The sequence below is a fragment of the uncultured Limimaricola sp. genome (assembly GCF_964022235.1).
In the GTDB taxonomy this organism is placed as follows: Bacteria; Pseudomonadota; Alphaproteobacteria; order Rhodobacterales; family Rhodobacteraceae; genus Limimaricola.
This window is the reverse complement of sequence record NZ_CAXHZL010000019.1, coordinates 1-15,856: the sequence shown is the minus strand read 5'-3', so window position 1 is coordinate 15,856 and position 15,856 is coordinate 1. Positions and strand designations below refer to the sequence as shown.

15 protein-coding genes and 1 pseudogene are annotated in these 15,856 nt (G+C 65.2%); 12 read left to right on the top strand and 4 right to left on the bottom strand.

Annotation, left to right across the window (positions count from 1 at the left end; all coding sequences use genetic code 11):
• Positions 1-366 precede the first annotated feature (366 nt).
• From AADJ02_RS17690 to AADJ02_RS17650, 9 genes are all read left to right on the top strand, one after another.
• Positions 367-1,359 carry a tripartite tricarboxylate transporter substrate binding protein gene (locus tag AADJ02_RS17690; protein WP_341214326.1) on the top strand — a complete coding sequence of 331 codons (993 nt, stop codon included), beginning with the start codon at positions 367-369 and terminating at the stop codon, positions 1,357-1,359.
• 60 nt (positions 1,360-1,419) lie between these two features.
• Positions 1,420-1,893, top strand: a complete 474-nt coding sequence (locus AADJ02_RS17685) for a tripartite tricarboxylate transporter TctB family protein (RefSeq protein ID WP_341214325.1) — start codon at positions 1,420-1,422, stop codon at positions 1,891-1,893.
• Positions 1,894-1,897: 4 nt separating this feature from the next.
• Complete coding sequence (locus AADJ02_RS17680) at positions 1,898-3,439, top strand: tripartite tricarboxylate transporter permease (protein ID WP_341214324.1); 1,542 nt, start codon at positions 1,898-1,900, stop codon at positions 3,437-3,439.
• Positions 3,440-3,582: 143 nt separating this feature from the next.
• The gene (locus tag AADJ02_RS17675; protein WP_341214323.1) at positions 3,583-4,533 is read left to right on the top strand and encodes a tripartite tricarboxylate transporter substrate binding protein; all 951 of its coding nucleotides are present in this window, start codon (positions 3,583-3,585) and stop codon (positions 4,531-4,533) included.
• Positions 4,534-4,601: 68 nt separating this feature from the next.
• The gene (locus AADJ02_RS17670) at positions 4,602-5,087 is read left to right on the top strand and encodes a tripartite tricarboxylate transporter TctB family protein (RefSeq protein WP_341214322.1); all 486 of its coding nucleotides are present in this window, start codon (positions 4,602-4,604) and stop codon (positions 5,085-5,087) included.
• A 31-nt stretch (positions 5,088-5,118) separates the two neighbouring features.
• Complete coding sequence (locus AADJ02_RS17665; RefSeq protein ID WP_341214321.1) at positions 5,119-6,630, top strand: tripartite tricarboxylate transporter permease; 1,512 nt, start codon at positions 5,119-5,121, stop codon at positions 6,628-6,630.
• Positions 6,627-8,015 (top strand): MmgE/PrpD family protein, encoded by a 1,389-nt coding sequence (locus AADJ02_RS17660; RefSeq protein ID WP_341214320.1) that lies wholly within the window; start codon positions 6,627-6,629, stop codon positions 8,013-8,015. Before AADJ02_RS17665 ends, AADJ02_RS17660 begins: the two co-directional genes overlap by 4 nt.
• Positions 8,012-8,764, top strand: a complete 753-nt coding sequence (locus AADJ02_RS17655) for an SDR family NAD(P)-dependent oxidoreductase (RefSeq protein ID WP_341214319.1) — start codon at positions 8,012-8,014, stop codon at positions 8,762-8,764. Before AADJ02_RS17660 ends, AADJ02_RS17655 begins: the two co-directional genes overlap by 4 nt.
• Positions 8,761-9,768: an AbrB family transcriptional regulator gene (locus AADJ02_RS17650; protein WP_341214318.1), complete on the top strand. Its 1,008-nt coding sequence runs from the start codon at positions 8,761-8,763 to the stop codon at positions 9,766-9,768. Before AADJ02_RS17655 ends, AADJ02_RS17650 begins: the two co-directional genes overlap by 4 nt.
• Before the next feature lie 7 nt (positions 9,769-9,775).
• On the opposite strand, the gene AADJ02_RS17645 is transcribed toward AADJ02_RS17650, so the two are convergent.
• Both AADJ02_RS17645 and zapE read right to left on the bottom strand, forming a co-directional pair.
• The gene (locus AADJ02_RS17645; protein WP_341214317.1) at positions 9,776-10,813 is read right to left on the bottom strand and encodes an AbrB family transcriptional regulator; all 1,038 of its coding nucleotides are present in this window, start codon (positions 10,811-10,813) and stop codon (positions 9,776-9,778) included.
• Between the two features lie 172 nt (positions 10,814-10,985).
• A complete protein-coding gene (gene zapE / locus AADJ02_RS17640) occupies positions 10,986-11,333 on the bottom strand; it encodes an AFG1/ZapE family ATPase (protein ID WP_341214316.1) in 348 nt (115 codons plus the stop codon).
• 10 nt (positions 11,334-11,343) lie between these two features.
• Between zapE and AADJ02_RS17635 the strand changes: the two genes are divergently transcribed.
• The 3 genes from AADJ02_RS17635 to AADJ02_RS17625 all read left to right on the top strand — a co-directional run bounded on the left by AADJ02_RS17635 (position 11,344) and on the right by AADJ02_RS17625 (position 12,972).
• Positions 11,344-12,252: a recombinase family protein gene (locus tag AADJ02_RS17635; protein ID WP_341214315.1), complete on the top strand. Its 909-nt coding sequence runs from the start codon at positions 11,344-11,346 to the stop codon at positions 12,250-12,252.
• Between the two features lie 97 nt (positions 12,253-12,349).
• On the top strand, positions 12,350-12,577 hold the full coding sequence (locus AADJ02_RS17630) for an AbrB/MazE/SpoVT family DNA-binding domain-containing protein (protein WP_341214314.1): 228 nt from the start codon (positions 12,350-12,352) through the stop codon (positions 12,575-12,577).
• Positions 12,577-12,972 (top strand): PIN domain-containing protein, encoded by a 396-nt coding sequence (locus tag AADJ02_RS17625; protein ID WP_341214313.1) that lies wholly within the window; start codon positions 12,577-12,579, stop codon positions 12,970-12,972. Before AADJ02_RS17630 ends, AADJ02_RS17625 begins: the two co-directional genes overlap by 1 nt.
• A gap of 646 nt (positions 12,973-13,618) precedes the next feature.
• Here AADJ02_RS17625 and AADJ02_RS17620 read toward each other — a convergent pair.
• Together AADJ02_RS17620 and AADJ02_RS17615 are read right to left on the bottom strand one after the other, a co-directional pair.
• Complete coding sequence (locus tag AADJ02_RS17620; protein WP_341214350.1) at positions 13,619-14,089, bottom strand: DUF882 domain-containing protein; 471 nt, start codon at positions 14,087-14,089, stop codon at positions 13,619-13,621.
• 706 nt (positions 14,090-14,795) lie between these two features.
• A pseudogene (locus AADJ02_RS17615) lies at positions 14,796-15,762 on the bottom strand (IS110 family transposase).
• Positions 15,763-15,856: the final 94 nt, after the last annotated feature.

The window sequence follows — 15,856 nt, the reverse complement described above, 5'->3', positions numbered from 1 at the left end:
TCGGGATGCAGGCGGGCTTGGCCCCGCGCAGGCAGGGGGCGCCACCGCCACGCATACGGGGTCAGTCAGAGGAATACCGCCACCCCCTGCAAACTGTCAACACTGTTTGCGGTTGTAGCGGATTTCCCCTGATTTGGACCGCTTTCCTCGATTTCTGTGGCGCTAAACAGGAGGAAGATTGATACGAGAACATGCGAAAACACTCATATTGTCAGAAAAATAGCTGACTTAGGATGTGATATCGATCCATCCGCGTGCGATCTGAATATTGTTGACAGTTATATGGAGCGCAGTCTAGCGTCCCCCCATTCCGCCCCGCATCGCTGCGCCGATGACCGAGGGCGCGACGCAAGGGAGGAGAACCGAATGACCAAGATGAATCGACGTTCCGTGCTGAGAATGGCGGGCGCTGCGGGCGCCATGATGGCGGCACCCGCTGTGCTGCGCGCCCAAGGCGCCTATCCGACCCAGCCCATCAACGTCGTCGTGCCGTTCGACACCGGTGGTTACAATGACCGGCTGGCGCGGGCCTATGCGCCTTTCCTGCAAGAGGCGCTCGGCCAGCCTTTGGTGATCGTCAACCGCGGTGGCGCCGGAGCCCTGCTTGGCCATACATACTTCATGCAGCAGCCCGATGACGGCCATACCATCCTGTGCACCTCCTCGGCCCCCTACCTGCCGCTGAACACGCTGATCCAGGGCGCGGAGTTCGAGGTCTCGGACTTCCACATGATCAACACGCCGTCGCGCGACTACACGATGATGACCACCGCCAAGGATACCGGCATCACTTCCGTTGAGCAGGTTGTCGAAAAGCTCAAGGCCGACGCGGGCAGCCTGTCGATCGGCATCCAGCCGGCCTCGGGCGACCTGGTCAACATGATGCTCTTCGCCGATGCCAACGGCATCGACCGCGACGGCCTGCGCTTCGTTACCTATTCGGGCGGCGGCCCGGCTCGCAACGCCACGGCGGGTGCGGTGGTCGACATCGGCATGGTCGGCGGTCAGGGCTTTCTGCCGCTCTCCGAGCAGGTCACGCCGCTTCTGGTCTTCGACAGCGAGCCGCGCGACGGATGGGATGCGCCGACAATCACCGACATCGCGGGCCCCGAGGCCGAGTTCGTGGCCGGCTCGCAGCGCGGCTGGGGCGTGCACAGTTCGATGCTCGAAAGCCACCCGGACCGCTATCAGACCCTGCTCGAGGCGATCGAGACGGTCTCCAAGGATCCGGCGGTGATCGAGAACCTTCAGGCGCAGGATCTCGCAACCGAGTGGTTCGGACCCGAAAGCTCGAACGCGGCCACCGAGCGGACCGCCAAGGTCATGGCGCAGCATGTGGACCTGCTTCAGGGCAGCTGATCTGCACCTGTCGGGGTGGCCGTGCCATCCCGACACCCCACCGAGCTGAAAGGACGCAGCATGTTGTTTCGGAACAGCGGACGCCGGATCGATTGGGGCCATCTCGCGCTGATCGCGCTGATGGCCGGTTGCAGCCTCGCCTATCTGATCGACGCGCGCGGCACCTCGCTCAAGACCGGCAACCTGGCACTGGTGCAGCCCGCCGCGATCTTCGTCTTCATCCTTTCGGCGGTGGTGCTGTCGCAGGCGTTCCCGAAGCGCGACCCGGCCGAGGAGCGCCCAGAGATCCGCGCCGCGCGCCGCGCCGAGACGGGCCGCGTCGCCCTGCTGGCCATGGCCTTCGGCGCCTTCGTCTTCTCGCTCGAAACGCTGGGCTTCGACCTTGCGACATTCGTCTTCGTGGCCTGCGGTCTCTACCTGTGCGGCGAACGCCGCCTGTGGGTGATCGGGCTTTACGCGCTCGTCTTCGCCTATCTCGTGGTCACCGGCTACCAGATGCTGGTCCCCTATCCCTTTCCCATGATGGTGCTCTGACCCCATGCTCGATCTCGGCTCCGCCGCCTCGGCGATCGACCTTCTCACCTCATCGGCCGCGGCTTGGATTTACCTGATCCCGGGGCTGATGGTGGGGCTCGTCTTCGGTTCGATGCCCGGCATCTCGATCACCATGGCGATGGCGATCTTCCTGCCGCTGACGCTGTATATGGATTTCCTGCCGGCGATCATCTTCCTCACCTCGATCTACACCGGCGCGGGCTTCGGCGGCTCGGTCCCGGCGGTGCTGATGAACATTCCCGGCACCTCCTCGGCGGTCGCTACCACCTTCGACGGCTACCCTATGGCGCGCGCCGGACGCCACAACGAGGCGCTCGGCGTGGCGCTGGCCTCCTCGGTGATCGGCACGTTGTCATCCTATGTGCTGCTGCTGTTTCTGATCGTGCCGGTCTCGGCGGTGGTGCTCAAGCTCGGCCCGCTCGAGATGTTCGCGATCGCGGTCTGGGGGCTTTTGCTGCTCGGCTCGCTGTCGGGCACCTCGATGGCGCGCGGCCTGCTCGCAGGCACCTTCGGCGTGCTCTTGGGCACCATCGGCATGAACACGGCCGGGTACATCCGCGGCACGATGGGCGTGCCATGGCTGCTGGACGGCGTGCCGACGATCCCGGCGATGATGGGGCTGCTGGCGGCGAGCCAGCTTCTGAACCTGATCAACACCACCTACCTGATCGAGAATGAGGACGATCGGAAGATCAGCTTCTCGGCCATCATCGGCGGCGTCAGGCTGGCGGTGTCGCATCCGGCGATCATCTTCCGCGGCGCCACCATCGGCGCGATCATCGGTGCGATCCCCGGTGTCGGCTCGTCGATCTCGAACCTGATCTCCTACTCCGAGACCAAGCGCAATGCACCGGACGCCGACAGCTTCGGCAAGGGCAACCCAAAAGGCGTCATCGCCGCCGAGGCAGCCAACTCCTCGTCCGAGGGCGGCGCCATGGCAACGATGTTCGCGCTTGGCATTCCCGGCGGCGGCGCCACCGCAATCCTGCTGGCGGCCTTCGCCATGCACAACATCATCGGTGGGCCTCAATTCATCGCGCAGAACAAGGACATCGTCTACACGATCATTTTCTCGAACGTGATCCAGGCGGTCTGCCTGCTGTTCGTCGGGCTGCTCTTCGTCTACGTCGCCGCCTCGATCGTGCGGGTGCCGCTGCGCTTCCTGATCCCCAGCGTTCTCGCAGTCTCGACCTTCGGCGCCTACGCGATCACCAATTCTCTGGCAGGGCCGATCACGCTTTATGTCTTCGCGCTGATCGGCTGGGGGATGATGCGCTACGACTACCCCGTTGCCGCCGCCGTGGTCGGGCTGCTGCTCGGCAGCCTGCTGGAACAGAACCTAATTCGCACGCTGCAGATCAGCCGCGGCGAGATCGGCTATCTGCTCGACCGGCCCGGTGCGATGCTGATCCTGGCGCTGATGATCGGCTCTCTCGCGCTCACCTCGCTCGGCAACTACCGCCGCGCCCGCAAGGCGCGCCGCGCCGCCAAGAGCGATCCCGGCGCGATACCGCAAAAACCCTGACAGCGCCGCAGTCCGCCAGCTGTGGCGCCATGACGGTTCAGATTGTTGACGATTTACATTTACCGACCATGCTGCCCCAGCGGGGTTGGGAGAACGAAGGGTCCGGCAGGGCCTGACAACGGGGCCAACACAGGGAGTACAAGATGCTGAGAACCATGATCGCGACAGGTGCCTTCGCCGCCGGTATCGCCGTGACGGGAGCTGCCGGTGCGCAAGACTACCCGGTCGACACGGTGACGCTCATCACCCATTCCAGCCCCGGCGGCGGCAGCGACGTATTCTTGCGCGAGATGTCGACCTATCTCGCGCCGGTGCTCGGCGCCAACGTGGTGGTCGAGAACGTGCGCGGCGGATCGGGTGCCAAGGCGATGGCCGATCTGGCCACCGCCGCGCCGGACGGGTCGCGCTTTTACGCCACCACGCCGACCTTCATCTACACCTCACTGCTGTCGGATCCCGAATACACCTATGACGATCTGCTGCCGCTGGTGAACTTCTTCATCGACCCTGAGGTGATCTTCACCGCCTCCGACAGCGGCTCTGAGACGCTCGACCAGGTTCTCGACGCGGCGCGTGAGGATCACGGCCGCTGGGGCGCGGCCAACCCGGCTTCGCTGGAGCGTCAGGCGCTTGAGCAGCTCAAGACCCAGACCGGCGTCGAGGCGGCGATCGTCACCCATGAGGGTGGCGGCGACATGATGATCAACGTGCTCAACGGCACGCTGCAGATCGGCGTCGGCGAGGTGCAGGAGCTGAAGTCGCAGCTCGAGGCGGGCGAGATCCGGCTGCTGGCGACCTTCTCGGCCAACCGGATCGACCAGTATCCCGATCTGCCCACAGTCGACGAGCTGGGCCACGGCGTCACCGTGCGCAAGTTCCGCGGCCTCGCAGCCCCCAAGGGCACCCCGCCCGAGATCATCGCGGCCTGGGAGACGGCGGCGCAGGAGGTGCTCGCGAACCCCGAGTACATGGCGAAATACGAGACCAACAACCTGCGGCCCGAATTCATGCCGCATGACGAATACGTGACCTTCATGCAGTCCTTCGCGGACGAGACCGCGGGCTTCCTGCGCGAAAGCGGCATCATCGAGTAAGCCGCTCCGCGTCCCGCCCCGGCGGGGCGCACCCTGAAAGCGGATGCAAACCTCGGGAGGAGGCGCAGATGCAGATGTCACGCGATCTCGTCGGCGGTCTCGGCACGTCGATTATCGGAACCGTCTACTACTACTATGCCTCGCAGCTGCGCGTCAGCGCGCTCGACGACAGCTTCGGCCCGGCCGGTCTGCCCAAGACCTACGGGCTGATCATGATCGTCCTCGGTCTCGCGATCGCCACCGACTCCCTGCTGCGGGCGCGGCGAAATCGGGCGGCGGGCATCGCACCGCAAGCCCAGTGGACAGGACAGGGCCAGAAGATCCTGCGCGCCGCCGGGCTCCTTTGCATCGGCATCGCCTATCTGCTGCTGGTGAACTGGGCCGGCTACGCGATCAGCATCGCGCTGCTACTGATGGCCACCGCGCTGTACCGCGGCGCCCCGCCAAGCTGGCGCGTGCTTGCGGTCTCGGTAGGCGGCGCCGCCGCACTGTGGGGCATCTTCGTGCTGCTTCTCGGCGTCTCGATGCCCTCGGGCGTGCTGCTGCCCGGCTGACCGCCCATTCATTCAAGGAGGCCAAGGACCCATGGAGACGATCCTTCTTTCGCTGCAATCCCTTGGCGACATGTCGATCATCCTCGCGGCGATCATCGGCGTCGCTTGGGGCATCATGGGCGGCGCGATGCCCGGCATCTCGCCCTCGATCACCATGGCGCTGCTGTTGCCCTTTACCTACACGATGGAGCCGAGCGCCGCGATCGTGCTGCTTGCCTCGACCTATGTCGGCGCCGAATACGGCGGCTCGGTCCCCGCGATCCTGATCCGCACGCCCGGCACCAACGCCGCCGCCGCTACCGTCATCGACGGCTACGAGATGAACAAGCAGGGCAAGGCCGGCGAGGCGCTTGGCATCTCGCTCTATTCGGGCGTGCTCGGCAGCCTGTTCGGCCTGATCATGCTGGTGCTGTTGTCAAAGCCGCTGGCCGAGGTGGCGCTGGCCTTCACCCCGCCCGCCTATTTCGCGCTCGGCGTGCTCGGCCTGTCGGTGATTGCGACGCTCTCGGGTGACAGCATCTTCAAGGGTATGGCCGCCGCCACGCTCGGGCTCATGGTCGCCACCATCGGCACCGACCCGGTGACGGGCGGCAACCGCTTCACCTTTGGCAGCTCGGACCTGCTGTCGGGCATCGAGCCGGTGATGGTCATGGTCGGGCTCTTCGCAATGAGCGAACTGCTGGTGCAAGCCGCCGACCGCAGCAAGGGCGAGCGCGTCACCTCGCGGCCGCGCATCAGCTTTCCAAACCTCGCCATGGCCAAGCGGCTGTTCGTGCCCCAAACCATCGGCGCCAGCATCGGCACCTTCGAGGGCTGCATGCCCGGCGCCGGCGGCACCATCGCCTCCTTCATGGCCTACAACGAGGCGCGTCGCTGGTCCCCCAACCGCGACCAGTTCGGCAGAGGCGCGCCCGAGGGCATCGCCGCCCCCGAAGCCGCCAACAACGCCGTTGCCGAAACCGCGCTGGTGCCGCTGCTGTCCTTCGGCATCCCCGGCTCCAACTCCACCGCGATCCTGCTCGGTGGTTTCCTGATCCACGGCATCGTGCCCGGCCCCATGCTGTTCGAACGCTCCGGCGACGTCGTTTACGGCCTTTACGGCGGGCTGCTGGTGGCGGCGGTGAGCCTTTTGTTCATCGGTATGGCGATGCTGCCGATCTGCATCTGGATGGTGAACCGGCCCCGGCCTTGGCTCTCGGCCTTCATCTTCGCGCTGATCATGTCTGGCATCTATTCGATCCACAATTCGCTGTTCGACCTGTCGATCATGATGGCCGCCGGCGTCATCGGCTTTCTGATGCGGATGCTGAAGTTCCCCTTCCTACCTGCTGTGCTGGGCCTCGTGCTTGGCTACCTGGTCGAGAGCAACTTCCGCCGATCGCTGGTGCTGTCGGGCGACGACTACACGATTTTCCTGACCGACAAGGTCTCGCTGGGGCTGCTCATTCTAGCCGCGGTGTTCATCTTCGGCTCGCTCGGCAAGCGCTTGGTCGATCTGCTGCGCCGACCTGTTCCCGCCCCCCATACCGGAGATTCCGCATGAGCCAGACCGCTCGCCTCGACGACATCACTCTATCCGAGCAGATCGCGGATTGGATCGCGGGTCTGGAGCCGAGCGATTTGCCGGAGGCCAGCCGCGCCAAGTCACGCGATATCCTCGTCGATATCACCGGGCTTTGCGTGGCCGCTCGTCACACTGACTACGTCGCCGCGACGCTAGGTGCGACCGAGCCGGGCGAGCATGTCATCATCGGCCAATCGCGCCGCGCCGCCGCCTCCTCGGCCGCGCTGGTCAACGGCACCGCCGCGCATGGCGAGGATTTCGACGATACCTTCGAAGGCGGGCCGGTGCATTCCGGCGTGGTGCTGGTGCCGGCGATGATTGCTGCCGCGCAGACCCATGGTTTCGGCAACGACCGGCTTGTTTTAGGCCTCGCGGTCGGCACCGAGCTTCTGTGCCGCCTCGCGCTCGCCGTGCCCAAAGCAGTGCACAAGGCGGGGTTCCACCCGACCGCCGTGCTCGGCGCCTTTGCCGCTACAGCCGGGGTCTGCGCCGCCACCGGCGCCGACCGGCGCACCACAGCCAACGCACTCGGCACCGTGGGCTCCATGGCGTCGGGCATTATCGAATATCTCGGCGACGGTAGTTGGACCAAGCGGATGCACCCGGGCTGGGCCGCGCAATCGGCGCTGCGCGCTCATGCCCTCGCCGCAGCGGGCTTTATAGGGCCGCGCCGGGTCTTCGAAGGTACGCATGGCGCATTCCGCGCCTTCGCCCCCTCGATCGAGGCCGACCCGACCCGGATCACCGAAGGGCTGGGCCGCGACTGGGTGATGCAGACCATCACCTTCAAACCCTACCCCTGCGGCACCATGGTGCAGCCCTATATCGACTGCGCCGTGGCGCTCGGGCAGCGCGGCGCTTCCCTAGAGGGCATCGAGCGGATCACCTGCAAGACCGCCGAGGGCATCGTGCACCGGCTCTGGGAGCCGCTCGATCTGAAACAGGCGCCGCCCACCGCTTACGCCGCCAAGTTCTCGGTGCCTTACGGCGTGGCGCTCGGGCTGGCGCGCAGGCGCGCGACGCTCGAGGAGTTCACCGAAGCCGCGGTGTTCGATCCTGACCTGCGGGCGCTTGCCGCCAAGGTTGGCTTCGAGGTCGACCCCGACAATCCCTACCCCGCCGCTTTCACCGGCCATGTCCGCATCGAATATGCCGACGGCCGGGTCGAGGAACAGGAACAAGGCCACATGCGTGGCGGCGTGAAGGAACCGCTGAGCCGCGACGAAATCGACGCGAAGTTCGAGGCTAATCTGGCTTTTGGTGGCGCCACCGAGGCGCAGGCCAAGGCGCTTCTCGACACTTGCAACCGCATCGCCTCTGGCGATGCCGACACCGCTCTGCTCCAAGGACTCGCCCTCGCATGACACAGCCACTCAAAGACCACACTGCCCTCGTCACCGGCGCCTCGCGCAACATCGGCCGCGCCATCGCGGTTGAACTGGCGCGGATGGGTGCCCACGTCGCCGTGCACGTCGGCCGCGACACCGACGCCGCCGCCGAGACCATGGCCGAAATCGAAGCCGGGGGCGGCAGCGCTACGGTGCTGCAGGGCGACCTGTCGGACGAGACCACCGCCAAGCGGGTCGTCGCCGAGGCGGCCGCGGCCCGCGGCCGCCTAGACATCATCGTCAACAATGCCGCGATCCGGCCCGAGGCAGCGTTCGAAGATCTCACCTTCGCCGACTGGCGCCGCGTCATGGGGGTCAATCTCGACGCCGTGTTTCTGGTCTGCCAGGCGGCGGTCCCGCATCTGGCGCAAAGCCCCAACGGCGCCATCGTCAGCCTCGGTGGCCTGACCGGCCACTCCGGCGCAGGCGATCGGGCGCATGTCATCACCTCCAAGGCCGCGATCGTTGGGCTGACCAAGGCCATGGCGCATGACCTGAGCCCGCGCGGTATCACCGTGAACTGCGTCGCGCCGGGGCTGATCGATACGGCACGCGTGGCGCAGGGCGGCACAGCGCCTAAACATCACGACAGCCGCACCAACCTCGTGGGCCGACGTGGCACGACGCAGGAGGTGGCCGACGCGGTGGCCTTCCTGTGCTCGCCCAAGGCGCGCTACATCACTGGCGAAACCCTGCAGCTCAACGGCGGCGCCTACCTCGCGTGAGCGAAGCCATGGCGGCTCGGCAGTTGCTCGGAGCGCTGCTCTCGGTTGCTTTCGGGGCGGCGCTGGCCTCGGTCGAAGTACCTCTGGCCTGGATGCTCGGCGCCCTCGCGGGGGGCGCCATGGCGGCCAGTTTCTCAACCATGCCACCCGGGACGCGTGGGATCCGGCGCGCCGGGCAGCTCTTGATCGGCGCCGCGGCGGCAGGGGCATTGACGCCGGACACCCCGCAACAGATCACCGCCATGCTGCCACTGATGCGCGCTGCGGAGCTTTTGGCCAACATGTCCGGGATCCTACTCGCCCGGCTTGCGCGCGTCGACCGCACCACCGCACTGCTTGCCTCGCTACCCGCCGGCATGGCTGAAATGACCTTGCTTGCCAAAGATCTGGGCGCGCGGGGCGAGGTAGTGGCGGTGGTGCACATGCTGCGCGTCGTGCAGGTGGTGGTACTGGTGCCGTTGCTAGTCAATCTGGCGCCGGGTGAATCGCTCACGGAGATCCGTGCTGAGAGCAGTATCGCAGCCCTGCTAGTTTGCCTCGGCGGTGGCTGGTTAGTGCCACAGGGCGCGAGCCAGGTCGGATTTCTGAACCCATATGTAGTGGCGCCGATGATTTTGGGCGCCTTACTTGTGGCATGGGGGATCCCCGTCGCTCCCTTGCCGACGGCGGGCTTGGTACTTGCCCCGCTGCTGATCGGACATGAGCTCGGCCTGCGGCTGCGGGCCGATCTGCTGGCACGCCTGCCCCGCGCCGCGCTAGCGGGGGCGGCGTGCAGTCTCGTGCTGACCCTCGTGATGGTGCAGGGTGCCGCGCCCGCGATCGCGGCGCTCGGCGGTCTCGCCCCGGGTGCGGTAGCGCTTGGCGTGGCGCCCGGCGGGCTGGGCGAGATGATCGCCGCGGCCAAGTCGAGTGGCGCGTCGGTCGGCCTCGTCGCCGAATTTCAGATCCTGCGCTCGGTTCTCACCAACATGGTAGTGCCGCAGGTGATCCTGCCTCGACGCTGAGCGCCGCTCAGTCGCGGCCACGCCGCCGTGACAGCCGCGCGTCGAGGATCCGCCAGACCGACCCTGCGGCGGCATTGACCGCGACGCCGCGCAGGGCCTGGAACGCCGCGACAAGGGCGACGTCCTGATGCAGCGCCTTGGCGGTCAGCACCATCTCGGCCATACCGCCGATCGAAAAGGCCAGTACCATCGATGCCACGCTTTGTCCGGTCCAGATCGTCGCCAGCGCCGCCGCCGCCGCCATCACGACGATGATCCCGAGCAGAACCGGCAACCCCGCCGCCAGGGCGCGCGGAATCGCCGCCAGCCGGTCTCGCTGGAACCGCGCGCCGAGCGCCATGCCGACGACGACTTGCGCCGCTGCCAGAGGCTCGGACGGCATCCGCCCCCCCACGGCGCCGCTCGCCGCGACAGCGCCGACGGCCAGCACGGCCCCCAGCAGCCATGCGGCGGGCAGCCCTGCCTTGGTGCCGAGCCAGCCGCCCAGGGTGCCCACCGCCAGCGCCAGAAGGAGCTGCGGCCAGGCCGCCGTGGCGCCTTCAGTCGCAGCGGCGGCGTCGCTCGGCAGTAATCCGAGAAGCACCAAGGGCAAAAGCCCGACCACCAGCGCCACGCGCACCGCGTGCAGCGCGGCGATGATGGTGCGATCGGCCCCATGGCTTTCGCCGATCCGCGCCATTTCGATGACCCCGCCCGGCAACAATGAGAAATAAGCGGTGGAGAGGCTCATTCGTCCCACCCGCGCCAGCAGTGGTGCACAGGCCGCAGCCGCGACGATGCCGAGCGCGGCGACAAGCAGCATCATCGGCAGCCAGGCCACCATCCGCAGCGCAATGTCCGGCGTCAGCGTCAGGCCCACGCTGCTGCCGATCACGATCAGCCCGGCGCGGTGTGGCAGCTTGTGGATATCTATGGTCCATCCCGACATGGCCAACGCGCCGGTCACCAGCGCCGCTCCCATCAGCCAGCCCAGCGGCAGTCCGAGGCTTGCCCAAAGGGCGCCGCCCAAGGCGGACAGACCGAGTGCAATCGCGAACTTGGTCATTGGTTTGCGCTCCGCCATATGCTTCCCTCAGCATCTGCTTGAACCAAGTAAGTCAGGCACATGTCAACTGTCAACAATCTGGAGGGAAAGGTGGCATTGAGGGCAATGACGGTGCCGGGCGGAACGAACGACATGAAGGCCACGCGGGACGCGTTCAGCCGCCATGGGCAAGCTATTGCAGAGACGCTTTCGGCCAGCGCGTGCTGCGCATTTCCTCCAGCCGGCTGGCAGTCGGCGTGAAGTCCCTGGCGGTGTCAGCCTCGGCACAGAGCGCGGCGGGCTCGGCATCCGCGCGGACGAACACCTCGACCCGGGCGTCGTAGAGCGCATCGATCAGCGTCACGAACCGCCGCCTGATGTCGGGACTGCCGGGTCCAAAGCGTGGCACCCCGTCGAGTAGCAGCAGATCGGCCGTCTCGGCGAGGGTGAGGTGGTCCGCCACGCCGAGCGGCGCCTCGCAGAGCTCTACAACCGTATTCTCTGGACGTATTAAATTGTATAGGGGCGTTTGGCACCCCATGCGAAGGTCTATGTCCCTTGTCGGCTATGCCCGCGTCTCGACCGACCTACGGGATACGGCTGCGCAGCGCCGTGAATTGAAGGCGGCGGGCTGCACCGAGATCCACGAAGAGTTCGCCTCGGGCACCATGCGTGCGCGGCCGGTGCTCGCGAAGCTCGTGGCGAGCCCCGGGCGCGGCGACGTGCTCGTCGTGGTGCGGATCTACCGCCTTGCCCGCTCGCTGTCGCACCTCCTCGAGGTCATCGAGACGCTGGAGGCCAAGGGTGCGCATTTCCGGTCGCTGGGCGATCCGATCGACACCACCTCGCCGCAGGGCAAGTTTACGCTGCAGATCCTCGGCGCCACGGCCGAGTTCGAGCGGGCGCTGATCCGCGAGCGGACCTTGGCGGGGCTGGCCTCGGCGCGTGAGAAGGGTCGTGTCGGCGGCAATCCCGGCCTGCGCAACCGCGACCCCGAGGCGATCGCCAAAGTGGCCCGTGCGCGTGTCCGCAGCTACTTCCACAAGCTCAACAAGGAAGCCCAGCAGTGGCTGCCCGCCGTCAGGCAATTCCGGCCACGGCTCCCTTGGGAGAATGTCGTCCGGATCATCAACAGCCGCCATCCCGGCGCCACGCCTTGGACTGTCGAGCGGCTGCGCCGCGCCGCCGGGCGCTTCGTGATGGACAGGCTTCTCGATCGCGAGGTCCTCGACCGCGCCCCACCCTCTCAGAAGGACGATCGGCTGCTGGCGATCATCGCTGGCATCAAGAGCTCGGCGCCCGAGATGACGCTGAAGGAGATCGCTCAGCGGCTCGAGGCGATGCGCGAGCCGACGCCACTGGGGCGGTCGAAATGGGCGACGTCCTCGGTGGCGCATCTGTTGGAGCGCGCGAAGCAGGCGGGGCTTCTCTTCGAGGAAGCCCGCCATGACCAGCAATGAACGCCATTAGTTCTCGTCGCATCCGACGTCTTGGGCTTGTTAACTGACACAAAATGATATACATTGAAAAATGTAGATTAATCCAAGAGGCAAGCACATGCAAATAGCGAAATGGGGAAATTCCCTAGCCGTGCGCCTGCCTGCGGAACTGGTCAGAGCGCTCGATCTTCGTGAAGGCGACGATGTTATTCTTCGCCCTGATGCTGATGGCTTTGCGGTAGCCCGCCAGCCCCGACCCGAGGAGGTTCTCGCAGGGCTGCGCCGCTTCCGTGGCCGTCTAGCAGCAGGGGATCGGCTGAGCCGAGACGAGGCGAACAATTGCTGATGCCCGGCAGCTTCTTCGACACAAATGTCATCCTTTACCTGCTGGATGATGGGGGCAAATGCGATCAGGCCGAAGCGCTGCTGACACAAGGCGGCACGATTAGCGTTCAGGTTCTGAACGAGGCACTCGTCAACTGCCGCCGTAAGGCTCGCATGGATCAAGGCGAAGCGCAGGAGTTCCTGCACGGTATTCGCCAACTATGCCAAATCCGCAATCTCGACCTACACACCCATGACGTGGGCGTAGCTCTGCAGGAACGCTATAACTTTTCGGTCTACGACTCGATGATAGTGGCTGCGGCCTTGATCGCCGATTGCGAAACCCTGTGGTCCGAAGACATGCATGACGGCCTGCTGGTTGAAGGGCGACTAAGGATTCGCAATCCTTTCACTTGATCGTTCTCGGATCTCTTTCCGACAGGGACCGACGGCACGCCCCAAACGATTGAACGGCATCGGCGTCGTAGAACCCTTGGGGAGGACGGCCTGCTCAAACGCACTGAGCTTGACCAGGCCATGTCCGCGCTAGAGGACGATCGCAACCTCGCGAGCATCAAGACCTTCGGCACCCAAGCTGGTCTTTATCGAGACCGCAGCATATTTTGTAGCGACGTGCGAGCCGCACGCTGCGAGCGCGGCTCACTGCGGGTCTCGACATCGCTTAACAACCTATCGCGAGATCCAAAACAACTATTCCGAAGAAAGCGAACTGCTCTACCTACGTGGCTATCACGGTAAACTGGCCCAGAAGCAAGCCGCCGATCAACGCTATCTGCGCCGAAAGTTGATCCGGATGACAGCATTGCGCTAGGCTGTCATAGAGCACTCGAAGGCAAACCGCTCGCTCATACAGGTCGCCTCGCGCCTGCGCGTCGATGGCTACCAGTAGCTATATCACCTCAAGGGATACGACCCTCGAAACATCTGGGCCAGCACCCAGGAGACCGTACCATCACGGCACGCGCCGACTTTCTGACTGCGTTCATCTTTCCGTAGCGCCATAATTCGAGTGGATAGGGAATATTGGCGAAGTCGGACAGCATCAGCCTCGCCAGGTGCGGACCGGCCCGGTGTCGATATGCGTGAAATTCGAGCCGTGGTAACGGCCGACGCCTCCAATCTGCAGCCATTGTGCAAGGTCCGCCACGTCGTCCGTCGGAATGCCCTCAAACTGTATGTCAGCGGCGCGTCGTTTCATATGATAGCTGTTGGACGAGGCACCTGCCCCGCGGCTCTGCAAAAGCCGTGTGGTCTGCGGCGTGCGAAAACCAGAAAGCAAGATGATCTGGCCAGAATGCCCTTGCCGCCGCACCGCATCCGAGAGGGCCGACATGCCCCAGTAAATCCTGTGGTCCATGCTCGGGTCCTCTCCATCGCGCCAATCCCGGAACAACCAGTCCAGTTGGCGCAGGGCGCGCCGATCGGCGCGGCCGTCCTTCATGAACCGCAAGGCCGACCGCTCGCCGGTATGGGCATTCGTGATGTCAAGGTAGCTGTCCCCTCGTGGGAACATAAAGTCCAACCGCGTGCCGGACCGCGTGGGCGGGGGCAGCTTTTCGTAGCCGCGCGCGGCACAGCCTGAAAGAAGCGGTGTGGCAAAGGTTGCGCTAAGTGCGCAGACAAGATTACGCCGAGTCATTTGGCCCGCATGCAGGCTACCTGTGTTCATGGTCCCTCATCACTGCTCGGCCCCGTTTTCCGGGGTCTCGAAGAAGATGCTGTCGAGAGCGCCTTCCAGAAGCAAAGCATGCGACAGGCCAGTGCCTCGAACAAGTCGGATCTTGGCTTATGGTACCGGGAGGTTGCCAAACCGCAGCGGCGGCTTCGCTTCTGGGGTAGAGCATCATCGACGCCCGTCCTTCAAGAAGTTGAGTACGTGCGTTGTTTGCGCAATGATCTGATGCTGTGGACGGCCTCTGCACCACCGTAGTGTGCGATGATTTGGCCGTTGAGCCATGTGTGGACGGCCTCTGCGGTGCAAGGGATTTCAATGGCGATGCGCACTGGTCGGGTGCATCCATGTGTTCGGCCTGTTTGCGCAGGTCGACATGCCTGCTGGCCCTGATAAAGTCCGCAGATCGGGTCCCTAATCAGGTCAACGCGCTCGCAGCGCTCTGCTCCCCTGGGTTTGGCCGATCCCCGGTCTGACCGGTTCGTCATCACCACTCAGCCCCCTTCCACCATCCCGGCGCCTTGTGGGCCAGCGCTGGGAATGCCGTTCAGACCGCGTAGACCTCCTTTCGTGTCATGACCGCCCAAGCGATCCGGGCTGTCTTGTTCGCGAAGCCCACCGTCGCGACACGGACGGTCTTTCGCTCAAGAAGGCTGGCAAGCCACGGCTGGCGGCGTGGATCTCGTCGCACCATCCGCACGACAGCGGTCGCGCCGACGACCAGAAGACGTCGGAGATATCCGTCGCCCTGCTTGCTGATACCGCCCAAGCGCTCCTTGCCGCCCGAACTGTTCGGCCTTGGCGTCAGGCCGAGCCAGACTGCGAATTGTCTGCCGGATCTGAACTGAATTGGATCGGGGACAGACGCGGCGATGGCCGAGGCCGTGATGGGACCGATGCCGGGAATGGTCGCGAGACGCCGACTGGTGTCGTCGGATCGGTGCCAAGCCATGATCTCGGCCTCCCACCGTTCGATCTCAGCAGCAAGTCCGTCGAGCTGTGCCACCAGCGATGCCAGGGCCGTGCGCACGTGAGCAGGTAACTCGTCCCGCGCTTCGTGCAGTAGCTTGGTCAGCGCCTTCACGCCACCGGGCTGGGTGGCGGTAACGACCCCGAACTCAGCCAGATGCGCACGTAGCGCATTGATCAGCGCCGTTCTCTGCCGCACCAGCAGATTCCGCGTCTTGTGAAGCATCAACACGCCCTGCTGCTCTCGGCTCTTCACGGCGACGAAGCGCATGGTCGGCCGCGTCACTGCCTCGCAAATCGCCTCCGCCTCGTTCGTCAGCTTACGCGGCCCCACTGGGGCCACGGTCTGCCTTACCGTCCGTCTTGCCGCGCTTCACGTATGGTTTGACGTAGGCCGGTGGCATCAACCGCACCTCATGTCCGAGGGCAAGAAACTCTCGTCCCCAATGATGGGCGGAGGCGCAGGCTTTCATACCAACAAGGCATGGCGGCAGGGATGAAAAGAACGGTAGCACTTCGCTACGGCGGGGTTTGCTTTTGACCATCACGGCGCCACTGGCGCCGATCGCATGGACTTGGAATACCTGAAGCGCCCCGGTTTTGTCGGAGGCTTCAACTCCTGAGTAAGGTGGAGCATGA